This window comes from Pseudarthrobacter sp. HLT1-7 (assembly GCF_059383435.1).
On the sequence record NZ_JBWZCH010000010.1, the window covers coordinates 59,786 to 78,128 of the forward strand.

General features: G+C 67.6%; 16 protein-coding genes, 1 pseudogene and 2 riboswitches. Of the genes and pseudogenes, 11 read left to right on the plus strand and 6 right to left on the minus strand.

Annotated features, from left to right (window positions below):
• Positions 1–30: 30 nt before the first annotated feature.
• Both AC50X6_RS11350 and hutI read left to right on the plus strand, forming a co-directional pair.
• Positions 31–1,167 carry an NAD(P)/FAD-dependent oxidoreductase gene (locus AC50X6_RS11350; RefSeq protein ID WP_494966315.1) on the plus strand — a complete coding sequence of 379 codons (1,137 nt, stop codon included), beginning with the start codon at positions 31–33 and terminating at the stop codon, positions 1,165–1,167.
• Between the two features lie 11 nt (positions 1,168–1,178).
• Positions 1,179–2,402 carry an imidazolonepropionase gene (gene hutI / locus AC50X6_RS11355; RefSeq protein WP_494966316.1) on the plus strand — a complete coding sequence of 408 codons (1,224 nt, stop codon included), beginning with the start codon at positions 1,179–1,181 and terminating at the stop codon, positions 2,400–2,402.
• Between the two features lie 28 nt (positions 2,403–2,430).
• Here the strand turns inward: hutI and srmL are convergent, their stop codons facing one another.
• A complete protein-coding gene (gene srmL / locus AC50X6_RS11360) occupies positions 2,431–3,549 on the minus strand; it encodes a PheS-related mystery ligase SrmL (RefSeq protein ID WP_494966317.1) in 1,119 nt (372 codons plus the stop codon).
• A 268-nt stretch (positions 3,550–3,817) separates the two neighbouring features.
• On the opposite strand from srmL, the pseudogene AC50X6_RS11365 reads away from it, so the two are divergent.
• Positions 3,818–3,991, plus strand: a pseudogene (locus AC50X6_RS11365) (imidazolonepropionase); the annotation flags it as partial.
• Positions 3,992–4,033: 42 nt separating this feature from the next.
• Here the strand turns inward: AC50X6_RS11365 and AC50X6_RS11370 are convergent.
• Positions 4,034–4,714 carry a histidine phosphatase family protein gene (locus AC50X6_RS11370; protein ID WP_494966318.1) on the minus strand — a complete coding sequence of 227 codons (681 nt, stop codon included), beginning with the start codon at positions 4,712–4,714 and terminating at the stop codon, positions 4,034–4,036.
• A gap of 41 nt (positions 4,715–4,755) precedes the next feature.
• On the opposite strand from AC50X6_RS11370, the gene AC50X6_RS11375 reads away from it, so the two are divergent.
• Positions 4,756–5,538, plus strand: a complete 783-nt coding sequence (locus AC50X6_RS11375) for a CPBP family intramembrane glutamic endopeptidase (protein WP_494966319.1) — start codon at positions 4,756–4,758, stop codon at positions 5,536–5,538.
• Positions 5,539–5,719: 181 nt separating this feature from the next.
• On the opposite strand, the gene AC50X6_RS11380 is transcribed toward AC50X6_RS11375, so the two are convergent.
• Positions 5,720–6,358 (minus strand): VOC family protein, encoded by a 639-nt coding sequence (locus AC50X6_RS11380; protein WP_326966821.1) that lies wholly within the window; start codon positions 6,356–6,358, stop codon positions 5,720–5,722.
• A gap of 194 nt (positions 6,359–6,552) precedes the next feature.
• A riboswitch (SAM riboswitch) is annotated at positions 6,553–6,668 on the plus strand.
• 64 nt (positions 6,669–6,732) lie between these two features.
• On the opposite strand from AC50X6_RS11380, the gene AC50X6_RS11385 reads away from it, so the two are divergent.
• The 4 genes from AC50X6_RS11385 (at position 6,733) to AC50X6_RS11400 (ending at position 12,386) form a co-directional block, all read left to right on the plus strand.
• Complete coding sequence (locus AC50X6_RS11385) at positions 6,733–8,049, plus strand: bifunctional o-acetylhomoserine/o-acetylserine sulfhydrylase (RefSeq protein WP_494966320.1); 1,317 nt, start codon at positions 6,733–6,735, stop codon at positions 8,047–8,049.
• Between the two features lie 144 nt (positions 8,050–8,193).
• Positions 8,194–8,309, plus strand: a riboswitch (SAM riboswitch).
• 11 nt (positions 8,310–8,320) lie between these two features.
• Complete coding sequence (gene metX / locus AC50X6_RS11390; protein ID WP_494966321.1) at positions 8,321–9,541, plus strand: homoserine O-acetyltransferase MetX; 1,221 nt, start codon at positions 8,321–8,323, stop codon at positions 9,539–9,541.
• Positions 9,542–10,301: 760 nt separating this feature from the next.
• Positions 10,302–10,841 carry a DinB family protein gene (locus AC50X6_RS11395; RefSeq protein WP_494966322.1) on the plus strand — a complete coding sequence of 180 codons (540 nt, stop codon included), beginning with the start codon at positions 10,302–10,304 and terminating at the stop codon, positions 10,839–10,841.
• 162 nt (positions 10,842–11,003) lie between these two features.
• Entirely contained in the window at positions 11,004–12,386 is a 1,383-nt protein-coding gene (locus tag AC50X6_RS11400; RefSeq protein ID WP_326966825.1) for an MFS transporter, read from the plus strand.
• A gap of 66 nt (positions 12,387–12,452) precedes the next feature.
• On the opposite strand, the gene AC50X6_RS11405 is transcribed toward AC50X6_RS11400, so the two are convergent.
• Complete coding sequence (locus AC50X6_RS11405; protein WP_494966323.1) at positions 12,453–13,358, minus strand: LysR family transcriptional regulator; 906 nt, start codon at positions 13,356–13,358, stop codon at positions 12,453–12,455.
• 191 nt (positions 13,359–13,549) lie between these two features.
• Here AC50X6_RS11405 and mmsB point away from each other — a divergent pair, with 191 nt between their 5' ends.
• Positions 13,550–14,452: a 3-hydroxyisobutyrate dehydrogenase gene (mmsB, locus tag AC50X6_RS11410; RefSeq protein WP_494966324.1), complete on the plus strand. Its 903-nt coding sequence runs from the start codon at positions 13,550–13,552 to the stop codon at positions 14,450–14,452.
• Positions 14,453–14,498: 46 nt separating this feature from the next.
• Positions 14,499–15,983, plus strand: coding sequence for a CoA-acylating methylmalonate-semialdehyde dehydrogenase (locus tag AC50X6_RS11415; protein WP_494966325.1), 1,485 nt, complete (start codon positions 14,499–14,501; stop codon positions 15,981–15,983).
• A gap of 112 nt (positions 15,984–16,095) precedes the next feature.
• On the opposite strand, the gene AC50X6_RS11420 is transcribed toward AC50X6_RS11415, so the two are convergent.
• On the minus strand, positions 16,096–16,653 hold the full coding sequence (locus tag AC50X6_RS11420; RefSeq protein ID WP_494966326.1) for a hypothetical protein: 558 nt from the start codon (positions 16,651–16,653) through the stop codon (positions 16,096–16,098).
• 67 nt (positions 16,654–16,720) lie between these two features.
• Positions 16,721–17,596 (minus strand): SGNH/GDSL hydrolase family protein, encoded by an 876-nt coding sequence (locus AC50X6_RS11425; protein ID WP_494966327.1) that lies wholly within the window; start codon positions 17,594–17,596, stop codon positions 16,721–16,723.
• An 83-nt stretch (positions 17,597–17,679) separates the two neighbouring features.
• Here AC50X6_RS11425 and AC50X6_RS11430 point away from each other — a divergent pair, with 83 nt between their 5' ends.
• Positions 17,680–18,336 (plus strand): alpha/beta hydrolase, encoded by a 657-nt coding sequence (locus tag AC50X6_RS11430; RefSeq protein ID WP_494966328.1) that lies wholly within the window; start codon positions 17,680–17,682, stop codon positions 18,334–18,336.
• The last annotated feature ends 7 nt before the right edge of the window (positions 18,337–18,343 follow it).

Below are 18,343 nucleotides of genomic sequence, written 5' to 3' on the forward strand. Positions count from 1 at the left end.
GCAACCTCTCCAGTCTGCAAGGATGGAACCATGTCAGCTAATTACGATGTGGTGATTGTCGGCGGCGGTATCGCCGGCCTCTCCCTGGCCTCAGCCCTTGCCGGACAATGCAGCGTCGCGCTGGTGGAAGCCGAGCAGATCCTGGCGTACCACACCTCCGCGCGCTCGGCCCGGCAGCTGATCCCCAGCTATGGCCCCGCCGTGGTCCAGGAACTTACGCTCCGCACCCTCGAACTCATCGCCGGCCAGGACGCCACCCGGCCGGAACCGGTGCTTTCGCCCCGCAGCTTCATGCTGATCGGCGACGACGCCACTGTCCGTGGGAAGGCAAGCGGCCACATGCGCCGGATCACCCACGCCGAGGCCCTAGAGCTTTGCCCGGCCCTGGTTCCGGACTCCTTCAGCGCCGCCGGGCTGGACACCGGCTCCTTCGCCTGCAACGCCCCCGTGCTGCTCGAGGACCACCGCCGGCGGGCCGAAGCCGGCGGTGTGGACATCATCACCGGCGCCCGGGTCCACTCGGCCCAGCGCCTGGGCTCCGGCTGGCAGCTCGGGGCCGGGCAGGAAGGCTTCGGAGCCGGCGTCGTCGTCAATGCGGCCGGCGCCTGGGCGGACGAACTCGCCGTCCTCAGCGGCGTCGAGAAGGTCCAGCTGCAGCCGTACCGGCGCACCGCGGCGATCGTCGACGTCGGGCGTCCCCTCCCGGAGCGCAGCCCCATGGTGGCGGCCGCCGACGACAGCTTCTATTTCCGGCGCGACGGCGGGCAGGTCCTGATCTCGCCGTCGGAATCCGTGCCGAGCGGCCCGGAAGACGCGCAGCCGTTTCCGGGCGACGTCGAGGCGCTGGTCACCCGGCTCAACACCCTCACCACGCTGGGCATCCGCGGCGTCCGCACGGCCTGGACAGGGCTCCGGACGGAGGCGGCCGACGGCGTTCCCGTGGTGGGGTTCGACGCCGAGGCCCCCGGCTTCTTCTGGCTTGCCGGCCAGGGCGGCTACGGTTTCCAGACCTCCTCCGGCATCGCCGAACTGGCCGCGGGACTGATCCTCGCCGGGCAGGGCCCGGCCGAGGCAGCCGCACCCGCCGTCGGAACCGCCGCAGCCGCCAATCCGGCATCCCGGACGGCCGAGGCGCTGGCGGCAACCCGCTGGTCCATCCGGCGCTGAAAAATGGACCCATGAGCACCCTGATTACCAACATTGCCGAGCTGATGACCCAGGACACCGAACACCGCGTCCTCAAGAACGCGGCCGTGGTGATCGAGGGGGAGCGGATCGGCTGGATCGGCGCCGCGGCCGGGGCGCCGGCGGCGGACGAGGCAGTCGACGCCGGCGGACGCGCCGTCCTGCCGGGCTGGGTCGATTCCCACACGCACCTGATCTTCGCCGGGGACCGGACGGCCGAGTTCGAGGCCCGGATGGCGGGGGAGAGCTACAGCGCCGGCGGGATCGCCGTGACCACCGGCGCCACCCGGAGCACCAGCGACTTCGACCTCACCCGGCTGGCCCTGGGACGGGTGGCCGAGGCCGTCTCGCAGGGGACCACCTATCTTGAGACCAAAACCGGCTACGGCCTGGACGTGGAAAACGAGGCGCGCAGCGCCCGGATCGCCTCCACCGTCGCGGACGAGGTCACCTACCTCGGCGCCCACCTGGTGCCCGCCGGGATGGATTCGGATGAGTACACGGAGCTCGTCTGCGGACCCATGCTCTCCGCCGTCCTACCGTTTGTCCGCTGGGCCGACGTCTTCTGCGAACGGGGCGCCTTCACCGAGGACCAGTCGCGGCGTGTGCTCCGGGCCTGCAAAGACGCCGGGCTGGGGCTCCGCGTGCACGGCAACCAGCTCGGCGAAGGCCCCGGGGTGCAGCTCGCCGTCGAATTCGGCGCCGCCAGCGTGGACCACCTGAACTACCTCTCCGCCGCCGACGTCGACGCCCTCGCGGCGAGCTGGTCCGGCTGGGATCCCGGCGCCGGGCATGGCCCGCGAGGCGCCCGGCGCGGCACGGTGGCAACGTGCCTGCCGGCCTGCGATCTCTCCACCCGCCTGCCGCTGGCCCCGGGCCGGGAACTGCTCGACGCCGGGGTGCAGCTCGCGCTGGCCACCAACTGCAACCCGGGCACCTCCTACACGAGCTCCATGGCGTTCTGCGTCACCACAGCGGTGTTGCAGATGCGGCTCAGCGTCCACGAGGCCGTCCGGGCGGCGACCTTCGGCGGCGCGCTGGCGCTCGGACGCGAGTCAGGGAACGACGTCGACGGCGAACGCGCCGTCGGCTCGATCGCCGTCGGACACCGCGCGGACCTGCACCTGCTCAACGCGCCGTCCGCCACCCATCTGGCCTACCGGCCGGGCATTCCGCTGACCCACGCCGTCTGGCGCGCGGGGGTCCGCGCCCGCTGACGCAGCGCCCGCGTTGGGGGATAAAGATCTATCCTGCGATGAGCTCCTTGACCGGCCCTTCGTGCAAGGCCAGGTACACATCGTCTCGGATCCGATTGGCCTGTGGATCTGTCATGGTCCGGGCGAGAGGGCGCAGCACCAGACGGATCAGCGCGTTGGCCTGTCCGGCGCAGATGCGGAGTCGTTCCTGCGCTGCCGGAGGAAGCCCGCCATAGGACGTCAGGGCCAGAAGCTCGACGCTTTCCAGGTCCTCGGCTCTTCGGCCCAATGCAGTCCGCACCCGGTCTCCGAGCACTTCGGCATCCATATCGGCGGGAACCACGATGGAAATGTCCCTGCGGATGGAGGGCAGCTGGGAGACCGGTTTCCACCGGGACAGGTCCAACAGCTGCTGCTCGATTCTCTGGTCCGTAGACCGAAGCAGCCTGATGTCGGGGATGCCTTTGCGGAGCATCAGGGCCCGGTCCAGACCCATCCCCAGAGCCAGTCCCGACCACTTTGCGGGATCCAGGCCAGCTTCGAAGAACAGGTGCGGCGCCATGAGCCCGCATTCTGCGAGTTCCAGCCATTCCCCGTCCATACGGACATCGACCTGCAAACCGTCTCTGGTGTAGGGGTGAGCTGCCGGGACTGCGCGCCATTGCGCCCCCGGAAGCACCGCCTGCACCAGGGATACGATCATTTCCTGCAGGTTGCCGGAGTCGAGTTGTTCCCGCGAGCTGACGCGCCACAGGTCCACCTGGTGGGGAGTTCCCACGTGGGCGCGGTCGATGGAATCGCGCCGGTAGACGAGGCCGGGGACGGCCCAAAGCTCGTCCATGGAGTCGTCGGCATCCAGTGCCCGCAGCAGCGACGGGATGGACGCCGACGTGTGGCTGCGGAGCATGACTGTTGGGCTGACGTAGCGGGAGTATCGTTGATCCCGCGTCACGTCGGACTCGTTGAACCCCAGGCTGTCGTAGTTGTCGATCACACTGACCAGGGGGCTGTGCCGAACGATTCGTGCCGGCACGCCCCATTGGTTGCAGAGGGTGTCGATAACGCCCTGTAAGAGGGCCTGCATTGCATGGGGTTGATCGTCCGGATTTGAGAGGTCACGGATGGTCAAAGCGTCATGGAGTTCAGAGGGGCTGAGATACGTGGGCATTGTTGGTCCTTATGTTCGGATGTGAGTGAAGGTTTTCCTCCCCCGACTCACGTCCGGCGCCAGGACCTAGGCGCGCGCCTGAGAGCCCTCGCGACCGGAGACCGGTCGGGGGCACATAAATCGACGCGTAGAGAGCATGGGGCGACTCTACCCCAATGCGGTGCCAGCCGGGCTTCGTGCCAGCATCAGAACCCCCATGCCGCCGAGGAACATAGTGGCGTGGAACCTCGGACCGCGGGCTACTTCGGTGTGGTTGCCATACATCGTTGCGCTGGCGCTGCACCGCGAGTCCGGGAATGACGTCGACGGCGAACGCGCCGTCGGATCAATCGCCGTCGGTCACCGCGCGGACCTGCACCTGCTCAACGCGCCGTCCGCCACCCACCTGGCCTACCGGCCGGGCATTCCGCAGACCCACGCCGTCTGGCGCGCGGCGGTCCGCGCCGCTGACGCAGCACGTGCGCTCCAGGGAGCAGCCAGCGGCCTAGAAATACATCGGCGGGGCGTCCAGTACCGTTTCATCGACGCGCCGGGCTTCCCACTGGCTGAACGGCTTGTCCAGCTCATACTTGCCCAACCCGGTGCGGTGCAGGGTCCGGACCGCTGCGTTCTCCGGGTTGTTGAGGGACTCGAAGTACTCAACGGACCAGTGGAACCAGCGCATGCAGAACAACCGCATGGTCAACCCGTGCGTCACGAACAGCGCGTTCGGGGCATAGCTCGGCTTGGACCAGTGCCGGTACAGGGTTTCCATGAACGAGGAGATCCTGTCGTACACATCGGAGCCGGATTCTCCCTCCCGGAAGCGATAGAAGAAATGTCCGTAGGCGTTGCGGAGCTCCTTCTGGTCCTCGATCTCGCCGGCGATCTGAAAGTTCGCCCAGTCCTGCTCCCGAAGCCGCGGCTCCTCGATGACCCGCTCGATCAGCGGACCGAGGTTGAGCGCCTCGAGGGTCTGATAGGCCCGGAGATAGGGGGAAACGTAGACGCAGACCGGACGCCCGTCCAGCAGCCGCCGGACCTGCTCACCGGCGGCGCGGGCCTGCTCGAGGCCCAGCTCGGTCAGCGGAATCCGGTAATCGGGCACCCGGTTGTAGATCGAGGTGTCGGCGTTGGCGGCGGACTGGCCATGCCGGATCATGATGATTTTCCCGGGCGCACTCATAAACCCCAAGCATAGGCCGCAAGTACAGGCAAGATAGGAACATGTTGGTTCCCTCCCGCCGTCGGCTGCGGATCGAAGTCTGGATAGTCCTTGGCCTGTCGCTGGGGCAGTCCGCCGTGTACTCGGTGGTGCAGCTGCTGGACAAGATGACCCGGGCGCCGCTGGCTCAGGGCACCTCCACGCTGAACCGTTCGCAAAGCCCCCGCGAGTACTTCGATCTCACCTACCAGCTGCTGGACATCATCTTCGCCCTGGTTCCGGTGGTGCTGGTGATCTATTTCCTCTCCGAGCAGCGCCCCGCGCTCGGGTCCGGAGCCGGCGGGCCCGGCGCCTCGGCCTTCCAGAAGCTGGGCTTCAATTTCGCCCGTCCCGGCAAGGACCTGCTGCAGGGGCTGGGCCTGGCGGCTCTGATCGGCATCCCCTCGCTAGGCCTCTACGCCGCGGGCCGGGCGCTGGGGATCACGACGGCGATCATCCCCAGCGCGCTGGACTCCTACTGGTGGACGGTGCCGGTGCTGATTCTCTCCGCGGTCCGGCACGGGATCGTGGAGGAAGTCATTGTGTTGGGCTACCTGCTGGACAGGCTCCCCAGGTTGGGTTGGAGCATCCCTGTGGCCATTTTCGCCAGCTCCATGCTGCGCGGCAGCTATCACCTGTACCAGGGCTTCGGGCCGTTCATCGGCAACGCGATCATGGGCGTCATCTTCGCCTGGATCTACACCAAAACCCGCCGGGTGATGCCGCTCGTGATCGCGCACGCGCTTCTGAACACCGTGGCGTTCGTGGGCTTCAGCCTCTTCGGCAAGGCCGTGGGCCTGGGCTGAGTGGGCATAAAGCAACGCGGGGTCACTTCGCGCCCATCCAGAGGTTTGGGACGGGCGCCAAGTGACCCCGCGTTGCCCTCGAGAGCCCACGCTCCAGCCGAGGCCCTTAAATAGATATCGGCCGCCATCGATGGGGGGCGTCATTGGCACCCGCCGATAGCGGCCGAAGTTGGGGGGAGTGTCAGATTGTGACGGCTCCGGAGGCCGTCTCGAACGTGACGGAGAGGATGCCGGGTGTCCCGCGGGGGGCGAGCCAGTTCACGGCCACGTCCTCCAGCGGCTTTTCCACCGGAACACCGAGCCACTCGGTCACGCGCTCGGCAGAGCCCGCGATGGTGAGGGCCGACATCTTGACGTTGCTCTCGTAGGCCTTCGACGGGTGGAGCTCCGGATCTCCCTCCCACTTGAGCATGTATGGGACCTGGGGATCGGCGATGAGACCGAGGATGCCGATCTGCTTCCAGACGAGTTCGCGGCCGTCGGGGAACTTGCGGTTGCCGTTGACGGCGGCGCGGCCGAGCCGTTCCTCAAACGGTGCCAGGTCCTTGACCTCGACGCACCAGCCCATCCACCCGCCACCCGCCTCGGAGCGCGCACGGACGGCCTGGCCGAAAGGGGCCTTGTCGGATGCAGGGTGGTTCAGGACCTCGACAACCTCGAGGTACTTGTGTCCCGCGAGCGGGATAATCATGTTGCGGGTCCCGAATCGGGGGTGTACTCCGCCCTTCACGGCTTCGACGCCGAGGGCAGACGCAATTCGTTCGGTGGTGGCAGCCAAGCCATCTTGTTCACAGGCGTAAGAGACGTGATCCATGCGCATGCCCTCATCTTGGCACTTTGTGATCCGGCTCTCTGCTTAGGGTCCCCTAACCGAAATGGCGTGTCGCGTGATGCGGCCTGTCGACGCGGACTTCCGCCGTCATCACTCTCCCGGAAGGCGCCCCATCCGGCGCACAGCTTCATCTTCGTCACAAAGCTAGCCACGCCCGGTGAACGTTTCCTAGACTGAGCCCAGGTCATGAGTGCCAGCAGATAGCCCCGGCTTGCTGGCCGGCAACCCTCGTTTCGCGGTGGGGTGCCCCGGGTGAAGACCTGGCCGTCCGGCGCCCGCCGGAGGGCAAGCGCGGCGCCTGCGCCGCTCGGGGCCGATGAGCCCCGGGGCGGACAGTGCCCGGTCCTTTGAGGAGCATCCCAATGTCCAAAGCCTGGTCCTTCGAAACCCGCCAGATCCACGCCGGCCAGGAGCCGGACAGCGCCACCGGCGCGCGGGCGCTGCCCATCTACCAGACGACGTCGTTCGTGTTTCCCAGCGCCGAAAGCGCCGCGAACCGCTTCGCCCTCGCCGAGCTCGCCCCGATCTACACCCGGATCGGCAACCCCACCCAGGACGCCGTGGAGCAGAGGGTGGCGAGCCTGGAAGGCGGCCTCGCGGCGCTGCTCCTGAGCTCCGGCCAGGCCGCCGAGACCCTGGCGATCCTCAACGTGGCCGAGGCAGGCGACCATGTTGTGGCAAGCCCCAGCCTCTACGGCGGCACCTACAACCTGCTGGCGCACACACTGAAGAAGTTCGGCATCTCCGTGACCTTTGTGGAGGACCCGGACAACCTGCAGCAGTGGCGCGATGCCGTCCGGCCCAACACCAAGCTGTTCTTCGGCGAAGTGGTCTCCAACCCCCGCCAGGACGTGCTGGACATCGAGGGCATTTCGACGGCCGCCCACGACGCCGGTGTGCCGCTGATCGTGGACAACACCCTGTCAACCCCCTACCTGATCCGCCCGATCGAGTGGGGCGCCGACATTGTGGTCCACTCCGCCACCAAGTACCTCGGCGGCCACGGCACCGCGATCGCCGGCGTGATCGTGGACTCCGGCAACTTCGACTTCGGCAAGGATCCGGAACGGTTCCCCGGCTTCAACACCCCCGATCCCAGCTACAACGGCCTCGTGTACGCCCGGGACCTCGACAAGGACGGCGCCCTCGGCGCCAACCTTTCCTACATCCTCAAGGCCCGCGTCCAGCTCCTGCGCGACCTCGGCTCGGCGGTGTCGCCGTTCAACGCCTTCCTCATCGCGCAGGGCATCGAGACCCTGAGCCTGCGCGTCGAGCGGCACGTCGCCAACGCCACCACGGTGGCCGGATGGCTTGAGGCACGGCACGACGTCGAATCCGTCGCCTACGCGGGGCTGCCGTCCAGCCCCTGGTACGAGCGCGGCCGCAAGTACGGGCCCAAGGGCACCGGCGCCGTCGTTGCGTTCAACATCGCCGGGGGAGCGGAGGCCGGAAAGCGCTTCGTCGATGCCCTCGAACTGCACTCCCATGTGGCGAACATCGGCGACGTGCGCTCGCTGGTGATCCACCCGGCGTCGACCACCCACAGCCAGCTGACGCCGGAACAGCAGGCGATAGCCGGCGTGACCCCGGGTCTGGTGCGGCTGTCCGTGGGCCTGGAACACATCGATGACATCCTCGAGGACCTCGACGCCGGATTCCGCGCGGCCAAGAGCGCCTGAGCACCGCCGCTCCCGGCGTGCCGCCGCTGGAAATTCGGGCGCTTGAGCTTAGGGGCGCTTGAAATTCGGAGCGCGCGACGCCGGAAGTCATACGGTCGTCACAATCTTCGCCACAACGGCGCCTCCTTTCGTAAACTCAATGAAGGTCATGAGTGCCAGTGACAGCCCCGGCTTGCTGGCCGGCAACCCTCCTTTCGCGGCGGGGTGCCCCGGGTGAAGACCTGGCCCGCCGGTCAGCTGACGGCGGGCAAGCGCGACGTTAGGTCCTCACATGAGCATTGCCGTCACCCGCAAGGGTGTACCCGGGAACAAGACCCCCCATAACCCAGCTGCCTCGCCGGAAACGGAAAGGCCGGAAACCAGAAGCCCGGAACCCGCGCGTCCGGAAACAGCCCGTTCCGAAGGAGTCCCGGACGGGACCGTGCAATACCTCCGGATCGGGGACCTCGAGCTCGAATCCGGCTCGACGCTGCCGGACGTCACCCTCGCCTACGAGACGTGGGGGACCCTCACCCCGGACGGCTCCAACGCGGTGCTGATCGAACATGCACTGACCGGGGACACCCACGTCACCCGCGGCGCCGGCGAGGAACCGGGCTGGTGGGAGCAGCTCGCCGGCCCCGGCGCCCCGGTGGACACGGACACGTACTTTGCTGTCTCCGTCAACATCCTCGGCGGCTGCTACGGCTCCACCGGACCGTCCTCGCCTGCGCCGGACGGCAAACCCTGGGGCTCACGCTTCCCGCTGGTCACGCTGCGGGACACCACCGCGGCCGAGGCCAGGCTGGCCGACGCCCTCGGCATCCGCTGCTGGCACGCCGTCCTGGGCGGCTCCCTCGGCGGCGCACGCGCCCTTGAGTGGGCCGTCAGCTACCCGGAGCGGGTCCGGCGCTGCGCCGTGATTTCCATCGGCGCCAGCAGTACCGCCGAGCAGATTGCCTTCGCCCAGGCCCAGACTCTCGCCATCCGACAGGACCCCAACTTCAGGGGCGGGGACTACTACGGCGGTCCGGAACCGGAAGCTGGCCTGGCCTTGGCGCGCCGGATCGCGCACATCACCTACCGCTCCGCCGCGGAACTGGACGGCCGCTTCGGCCGGAACGCCCAGGCGTCCGAGACCCCGCTGGAAGCCGGTTCCCTGGCTGGCCGCGGACGCTACCAGGTGGAGAGTTACCTCGACCACCAGGGCAACAAACTGGTCCGCCGCTTCGACGCAAACAGCTACATCGCCATCACCGAGGCGCTGATGAGCCACGACGTCAGCCGCGGCCGCGGGGCACTCGAGGAGGCGCTGGCTCCGGCCACGGCGGACTTCCTGATCGCGGCTGTCGACTCGGACCGGCTGTACTTCCCGTCCCAGTCCCGGGCCCTCGCCGACGCATTGCCGGGCGAGGTTGCGGTGCACACCATCGAGGCGCCGATCGGCCATGACGGCTTCCTCACCGAGATCGGCCAGCTCAGCGGCCAGCTCCGGCAGAACTTCTTCGGCTAGTGTGCATTTTCGTTTGTACGTCGGGGGTTCAGGCAGCGCCAGGACGTTTTAGCGCCGGGGGACATGCCCATTCTTTGCCCCCGGGACTGGGCACAATGACTCTATGCCCACCTGCCGGCCCGGGCGCGGGGCATGACCAGCCCAGCGGGCAGCTCCCGTCCGGCGGGCATTTTCGTTGACCTGGCCGGACGTAGGTGGCCGTTGGCGCCGCTCCTTCCCGGTTACCTGCCGCCACTGCTCCTGTCGGCCCGGGGAAGGCCCGGATTCCCGCGGGCTTGTGGCGCCGGGCGCCGAAGTAACTGGGCAGGAACGTCGCGGCCTGTCGCGTTGGGCTGGTCCGGTCAGGCGTTGGGCTGGTCCGGCGGCGTGGAATCTGGCGTCGCCGCGGGAGGACATGCCCATTCTTCGCACCCGGGACCGAGCACAATGACACTATGTCCACCCGCGCACCCCGGCGCGGGGCATGTCCCAGCGCTGTGCCCTCCCAGCCCCCGTTACCCCCGGGCCAAGACCCCCGACGAACTAACGAAAATGTCCACTAGCCGCTCTTCGGCTCTTGTACTGCCGGACCGGCTGCGGTCCGGGCGCGGTGGCCGGGCTCAGGGACATGCCCCGCGCAGGGGCCAGCGGGCGGACATAGCGTCATTATGCCCAGTCCCGGGTGCGAAGATTGGGCATGTCCCCCCGTTACCGGCACAAAATGGTCCAGGTCCGGCCCGGAACTTCCTCTGCTGCAGATACGCCGGTAGGCTCACGGCGCATGACAACGATCGATGAACAGGGCCGTACGGAACCTCCCGTCGCGGCAGGCGAGGCCGCTACGCTGCTGGGATTCCTTGACTACCAGCGAGCCACCCTCGAGTGGAAGTGCGCCGGCCTGGATGCCGCCGGCCTTGACGCGAAGACCGCCGCCTCGACCATGACCCTGGGCGGCCTGCTGAAGCACATGGCCTACGTCGAGGACAGCTGGTTCGCCTACTCCCTGTTCGGGCAGGACCGGCAGCCCCCGTGGAACACAGTGGACTGGACAGCGCACCCCGCCTGGGAGTTTGACTCAGCCGCCCTGGACTCAGGCGAAGCCCTCCGCGCACTCTGGCAGGGCGCCGTCGTACGCTCACGCTCCCTCGTGGCAGAGACCCTGGCCGGCGGCGGGCTGGACTCGCTGGCCCTGCGCACCTGGCCCGACGGCGGGGCGCCCAGCCTGCGCTGGATCGTCTGCCACATGATCGAGGAGTACGCGCGGCACAACGGCCATGCCGATCTCCTGCGCGAATCCGTGGACGGAAGTACCGGAGAATGAGGCACCTGTGTGCATTTTTGCAGATGGGCCCTGCACTAATGGCCGTTGAGGCCGCGGGCATGAGCGTCCATACTCGTTGAGAATGATGCCCGTGTCACACGTCACAGGTATTCTCTGTCCAGTGGTCCATAGGGTGTCGACGGAGACACCGAAGGAGTCGACATGACTACGCAAAATGCCGCCGCGAGGCGACCGGAAGAGCCCGACGTCAAGACGTCCGGCCTGAAGAAGGTTGTGACGGCCTCCATGGCCGGCACGGTCGTGGAATGGTATGAGTTCTTCCTCTACGCCTCCGCCGCCACCCTGGTCTTCGGCAAGCTGTTCTTCCCGAACTCCGGCACTGAGCTCGATGGCATCATTGCAGCCTTCGTGACCTATGCGGTTGGTTTCGTTGCCCGCCCCATCGGCGGCATCGTCTTCGGGCACTTCGGTGACAAGTTCGGCCGCAAGCAGCTGCTCCAGCTGAGCATCATCCTCGTCGGTGTCGCCACCTTCGCGATGGGCTGCCTGCCCACCTTCCAGCAGATCGGCTACTGGGCTCCGGCACTGCTGGTCTTCCTGCGGTTTGTCCAGGGCTTCGCCGTCGGCGGCGAATGGGGCGGCGCCGTCCTCCTCGTTGCCGAGCACAGCCCCAGCAAATCCCGCGGATTCTGGTCCAGCTGGCCGCAGTCGGCGGTTCCGATGGGCAACCTGCTCGCCACCGGTGTGCTTTTCACCCTCTCCTCCACGCTGTCCCCGGCTGACTTCCTCAGCTGGGGCTGGCGCGTGGCGTTCTGGCTCTCCGCCGTGATCGTGGTAGTCGGCTACTACATCCGCACCAAGGTCCAGGACGCCCCGATCTTCCTCGAGGCACGCAAAGAAGTTGTTGTGGAGAACAAGGGATACGGCGTCGCCGAGGTCTTCCGCCGCTACCCGCGCGGCGTCTTCACGGCCATGGGCCTGCGCTTCGCGGAGAACATCCTCTACTACCTTGTGGTCACCTTCTCCATTACCTACCTGAAGATCGTGGTCCAGACGGACACCTCGCGCATCCTGCTGCTCCTGCTGGTGGCGCACTTCGTCCACTTCTGTGCAGTGCCGCTGGTGGGCAAGCTCTCCGACGCTTACGGACGCAAGCCCGTCTACATGGCCGGCGCCATCCTCGGCGGGACCTGGGGCTTCTTCGCCTTCCCGATGATGGACACCAAGAACGACCTGATCATCCTCGCCGCCATCACCATCGGCCTCTTGTTCCACGCCCTCATGTACGCCGGCCAGCCGGCCATCATGGCCGAGATGTTCCCGACCCGGATGCGCTACTCCGGCGTCTCGCTCGGCTACCAGGTCACGTCAATCGTGGCCGGTTCGCTGGCTCCGATCATCGCGACCGCGCTGCTGAGCCAGTTCAAGTCCTCCACTCCGGTGGCCATCTACCTGCTCGGCGCCTGCATGGTCACGATGGTGGCAGTGTTCTTCCTCAAGGAAACCCGCGGCATCTCGCTTCACGACGTCGACGCCGCCGACGCCCGCGGCACCGCCGACCTCCTTGCCGCCGGCAAGAAGTAACAGGCAGAACAACGGCCCTTGTCCCCGCGCTGCGGGGGCAGGGGCCGTTGTTGTTGGCCGCCGGGCTCAGCCCAGCAGGACGTCCTGGCGCTCGGCGATCTCGGTTCGGATCGTGGCCAGCACAGCCAGTACCGGGGCCGAGCGCAGCGACTCCGAGCGTGCCACCGCCCAGATCGGCAGCTGGCGCTGGAAATCGTCCGGCAGTACGGGCAGGAAACCGGGGTTCCCGACCACCAGGAAGTTGGGCAGCAGCCCGATCCCGGCGCCGCGCCGCACGGCCTCGAGCTGGGCGAAAATGCTGGTGGCCTGGAAGCTGGACCGCGGCATGGGGAGCTGGGTGGAGCGGTGGCCGAGTTCCGCGACCTGCAGCGCCGATTCCACGTAGGAGACAAAGCCGTGCTGCCGGACGTCGTCGAGCGTCACCGGCAGTCCGCGTTCCTGCGCGTACTGCGGACTGGCGTAGAGCCGGAGGAAGTAGTTGGACAGGAAGATGGTCTGCGCGTTGCTGACGTCCATGTTGCCAACCACCACTTCGAGGTCCACGCCCGAGCGGTTCCGGCTGACCTTGCGGGTGGCGCTCAACATCTCGACGTTCAGAAGCGGGTGCTCCTGCTGCAGCCGGACCAGCGCCGGGGTGAGGAACTCGGCGCCGAAACCGTCCGGGGTGCTGATCCGGACCAGGCCGGAGAGCGCATCCCCGCTGTGGGCAATGCGGTTTGACAGCGCACCGAGGGTACCTTCAATTGCCTCGGCCGCAGTCACCGCCTGGCTGCCGAGCTCCGTCAGCTCCCAGCCGTGCGGGCTTCGCTCGAGGGTACGGCCGCCCAGCTGCTTGTCCAGGGCCAGGATCCGCCGGGAAATGGTGGTGTGCGTGGTGCCGAGAGTCTCCGCCACCGCGTTGAACCGGCCAAGCCGGGCAACGGTCAGCAGGATGAGCAGGTCATCCGGGCTCGGAAGCCGCCTTAAGTCCACAACCGTCCGCCTTCCGGAGTATGTGCATCGATGCACATACCATCTGTAGTTTTTCGTCTTGATTGCACTGTAACAGGGTGTGATGCTGGACACGGAACGTTCGGCGGAACGTCCGGCGAAACGGCCGGATTGTGCGGACGCGGACAAAGACCCACGAAGTACGCACGACAAAAAGCAAAGGAGCTTACGCCATGGCAGTAATCGCTTGGATTGGACTGGGGAACATGGGCGGGTCCATGTCGGTGAACCTCGCCAAGGCCGGCCACAACGTCCGCGGCTTCGACCTCAACGCCGAGGCCGTTGCTGCCGCTGTGGCCGGCGGCGTGAAGCCGGCCGCCAGTATCGCCGAAGCGGTCGACGGCGCAGACGTCGTGTTCACCATGCTGCCCAAGGGCGAGCACGCCCGCGCCGTGTACCTCGGCGGGGACGGCGTCCTGGCCCACGCGGACACCCGCACGCTGCTGGTGGATTCCTCCACGATCGACATCGCCTCCGCCCAGGCCCTGCACGACGCCGCCGCTGCCGCAGGCTTCCGCTTCGTCGACGCGCCCGTCTCCGGCGGGATGAGCGGCGCCAAGGCTGCCACCCTGACCTTTATGATTGGCGGCGAAGCAGGCGCCGTGGCCGAGGCCACCGAGTACATCAAGCCGATGGCCGCCAACATCATCGCCACCGGCGGTGCCACCACCGGCCAGGCCGCAAAGATCTGCAACAACCTCATGCTCTTCATCAACCTGGCCGCGACGGCCGAGGGCGCCGTGCTGGCGGACCGGCTCGGCCTGGACAAGCAGGTTTTCTGGGACATCGCCTCCGTCTCCTCCGGCGACAGCTGGGCGCTGCGCACCTGGTATCCGGTGGCCGGCGTGGTTCCCACGGCCGCTTCCAACAATGACTTCGCCCCGACCTTCACCACAGAGCTGGCCAACAAGGACATCGGACTCGCCATCAGCGCCGCCCATGACACCGGCACCCCGCTGGTGATCGGGGAGCACGTCCAGCAGCTCTTCCAACAGCTCGTCGACGCCGGCCAGTCCGGCATGGACTGCTCCGCGATCGTCAAGCTGGTCGACGGCAGCCTCGACTCCGCCAAATAGAAACTGCCAAGTAGCCACCGCCCTCTCCACGAAAGAGACCCACCCCATGGAACGCATTCCGCACTTCATCAACGGCGCCCTGATTTCCGACGCCGATCGCTACGGCCCGGTCTTCAATCCGGCCACCGGCGAGCAGGAGAAAGAGGTCGCCCTGGCCTCCGCAGCCCGGGTCGAGGAGGCCATTGAGGCCGCCCGCGCCGCCCTGCCGGGCTGGCGCGCCACCAGCCTGGCCAAGCGCACCGCCATCTTCTTCAAGGTTCGGGAACTGCTGATGCAGCGCCGGCCCGAACTGGCGGCCCTGCTGACCAGCGAACACGGCAAGGTCCTCTCCGATGCCGAGGGCGAGATCACCCGCGGCCTGGAAAACATCGAATTCGCCACCGGGCTGTCCCACGCGCTCAAGGGCGAACGCTCCGAACAGGTCGCCGGCGGCGTCGACGTCCACTCCGTCCGCCAGCCGGTCGGCGTCGTCGCCTGCATCACGCCGTTCAACTTCCCCGCCATGGTGCCGCTGTGGATGATCGGCAGCGCCCTGGCCTGCGGCAACACGGTGCTGCTCAAGCCCAGCGAAAAGGACCCGTCCTCCGCCGTCTTCATCGCGCAGGTCTTCGCCGAGGCCGGCCTGCCCGCAGGGGTCCTCAACGTGGTCCACGGCGACAAGGAAGCCGTCGACGTGCTCCTTGAGCATCCGGCCGTCAAGGCCATCAGCTTCGTGGGCTCGACGCCGATCGCCCAGTCCATCTACAAACGCGCCGCCGATCATGGCAAGCGCGTACAGGCCCTCGGCGGCGCCAAGAACCACATGGTGGTCCTGCCGGACGCGGACCTGTCCATGGCCGCCGACGCCGCCGTCTCCGCCGCCTACGGCTCCGCGGGGGAGCGCTGCATGGCCGTCAGCGTCCTGGTGGCCGTCGGCAACATCGCCGACGAGCTCGTCGAGGCGATCACCACCCGGATGGCCACCCTCAAGATCGGCCCCGGCACCGACCCCGCCTCGCAGATGGGCCCGCTCATCACCGCCGAGCACCGCGACAAGGTCGCCTCCTACGTCGCCGGTGCCGCCACTGAAGGCGCCACCGTCGTGGTGGACGGCCGGGAACAGGAGTTCGACTCCAACGGCTTCTTCATCGGCGTCAGCCTGATCGACCACGTCAAGCCGGGCATGAAGGTCTACGACGACGAGATCTTCGGCCCCGTCCTGTCCGTGGTCCGGGTCGAGACGTACCAGGACGCCGTCCGGCTCGTCAACGACAACGAATTCGGCAACGGGGTAGCGATCTTCACCCGCGACGGCGGCGCCGCGCGCCAGTTCGAGTTCGACGTCGAGGCCGGCATGGTGGGCGTCAACGTGCCGATCCCGGTGCCGGTGGGCACCTTCTCCTTCGGCGGCTGGAAGAACTCGCTCTTCGGCGACACTCACATGTACGGCCCCGAAAGCATCCGCTTCTACACCCGCGGCAAGGTGGTCACCACCCGCTGGCCGGACCCGTCCACCTCGGTAATCGACCTCGGCTTCCCGCAAGTCGACTGACCAACCCGCCTGGCCTCCCGCCGCCTCCCTAAAAGGCAACGCAGTCACATACGGCCCATCCGACACCCAATTATGGGCCGTATGTGACTGCCCCGCGTTGTTGGCAAGGGGGTCAGCCCTTCATGATCTCCGCGCGCTGGGCCATGTAGTCCTCCATGGCGAGTTCTCCGTTGCTGTACCGCTGGTCCAGTTCCGCCAGCTTCCGCGCCCGGAAGCCCTGCGGTGCCGACGGCGGCGGGGGCACCGCAGGTCCCGACGGCTGCTGGCCCGCAGCGGGCTGCTGTCCGAACTGCTGCGCATCCTGCTGCTGGAACGGCTTGGGCTGGTTGCCCGGGTAACCCGGGCTGTCCTCATGGGGGACCGGCGGCTGGTATCCCGCCGGCGCCTGGTGGCCCGCCGGCGGCGTGGGCTGCTGCGGAGCGCCCAGCTGGCCGAAGCCGCCGTAGTAGTCCCGCTGGGTGAAGCCGTCACGGGGCTGCTTGTTCTGCTGTCCGGGGTAGTTCCCGGCATCGCTCCCGGGAGTATCGCCGGGGAACTGCCCGAACTGGCCAGGGAAGCCGCCCGGCATACCCTGGTCCCGATTCCGGCCGCGCACCGACTTCTTGTAGTAGCGCATTGCCATCGGGATCAGGAATGACAGGATGATGATCCAGAAGAACAGATTGTTCACGGTACGGCGCCTTTCAGAAAGTGTCCTTCCAGCTTAACGCCCACACCCTGTCCGCCGTGCCGGGGCGCTACGTGCGCACGGGTTCCTCGGCACCGGGCGGGCCTTCGCCGGAGCCCAGCGGAACACCGGGCCCGAACACCGGGCCGGGCAGCGGTCGCTTTGCCGTCATACCGTCGCCGGAGGAACGGTGCCGCAGCCGCCGCACCACCCACGGCATGAAATATTCGCGGGCCCACACCAGGTCCCCGGTCCGCGCCTCCCGCCAGCTCCGCTGCGGCAGCGGCTTGGGGGAGAGCGGCTCGAGCGTGTGCCGGACGTTGAGGGAATCCAGCACCATGGCCGCGATGGTGTGGTGTCCCAGCGGCGAAAAGTGCAGGCGGTCCGCGTCCCACATCTGGGGATCGTTGAGTTGCCGCAAGGACCACATATCCGCGATGACGGCGTCGTGGCGGGCAGCGATGGTGCGGAGGTTCTCGTTGTAGATGGCCACCTTGCTGCGGACCCGGCCCAGCACGGACGAGCCGGTGTCGGGTCCGTTGAAGAGCACCACGGTGGCGCCGCCCAGGCCCAGGATCTGCACCAACGAGTCCAGCTTCTCCGCCAGCAGATCGGGATCGCCGCCGGGCCGGATCAGGTCGTTGCCGCCGGCGGACAGGGTCACGAGGTCCGGGCGGAGCGAAAGGCAGTGCGCCAGTTGCTGGTCCGCGATCTGCTGCAGGAGCCGGCCCCGGACGGCGAGGTTGGCGTACGCGAAGCCCTCGTGGCCGCGGCTCAGTTCCTCGGCCACGCGGTCGGCCCAGCCCCGGTGGCCGCCGGGGCTCGCTGGCTCGGGATCGCCGATGCCCTCGGTGAAGGAGTCCCCCAGGGCCACGTAGCGGGTCCACGGGTGGGTCACGGCAGTAGCTGGCGGATTCTCTATGGCTTCGGTTTCGCTCACCTTCATATCCTGCACTGTTCCAGTAAAGCTACGCCACCATAAGTTGTTACCGGCGGGTAATGGGAAGGTGGAACTGCAAGAATGGAGCCATGACTCACGCTCCTGCCTTTCCCGCGCCTGTTGTCCTGTGGTCCACCGCAGAGGAGGACCGTGCCGGAAAGCCGCTGCTGGTCCTGCTGCATGGCTACGGCGCCAACGAGCAGGATCTGCTCGGACTGGCGGACGTGCTTCCCGCCGGGTTCGCGGTGGCCTCGCTGCGCGCACCCCTGGTCTCCGGCCCCGGGTTCACCTGGTTCCCGCTGACCGCCTCCATCGACTACACGCTCGACGCCGTCCAGGACGCCGCCACGTACGTGCAGGACTGGATCGACTCCGTCAGGGCGGACCACCCCTCGGTGGCGCTGCTGGGGTTCTCCATGGGGATGGCGGTGGCCACCACGCTGCTCCGTCAGCGCCCCGCTGACTATGCCGCCGTCGTCGGACTCTCGGGATTTGCCGTCGACGCCGGCGGGGACCCGGGCTTCCGCGACGCCGAACTCGAAGGCACCGTGCCGATGTTCTGGGGCCGGGACCAGCAGGACCCGGTGATCACGCCGGACAAGATCGAATTCACCATGGCCTGGGTGCGCAGGCACGTCAAGCTCACCAAGGTGCTCTATGCCGGCATGTGGCACGGCATCAACCAGCAGGAAATGGGCCATGTGTCCGAGTTCCTGACCCACGAGGTGCTGAACAAACAGGGCTAGGGAGGAC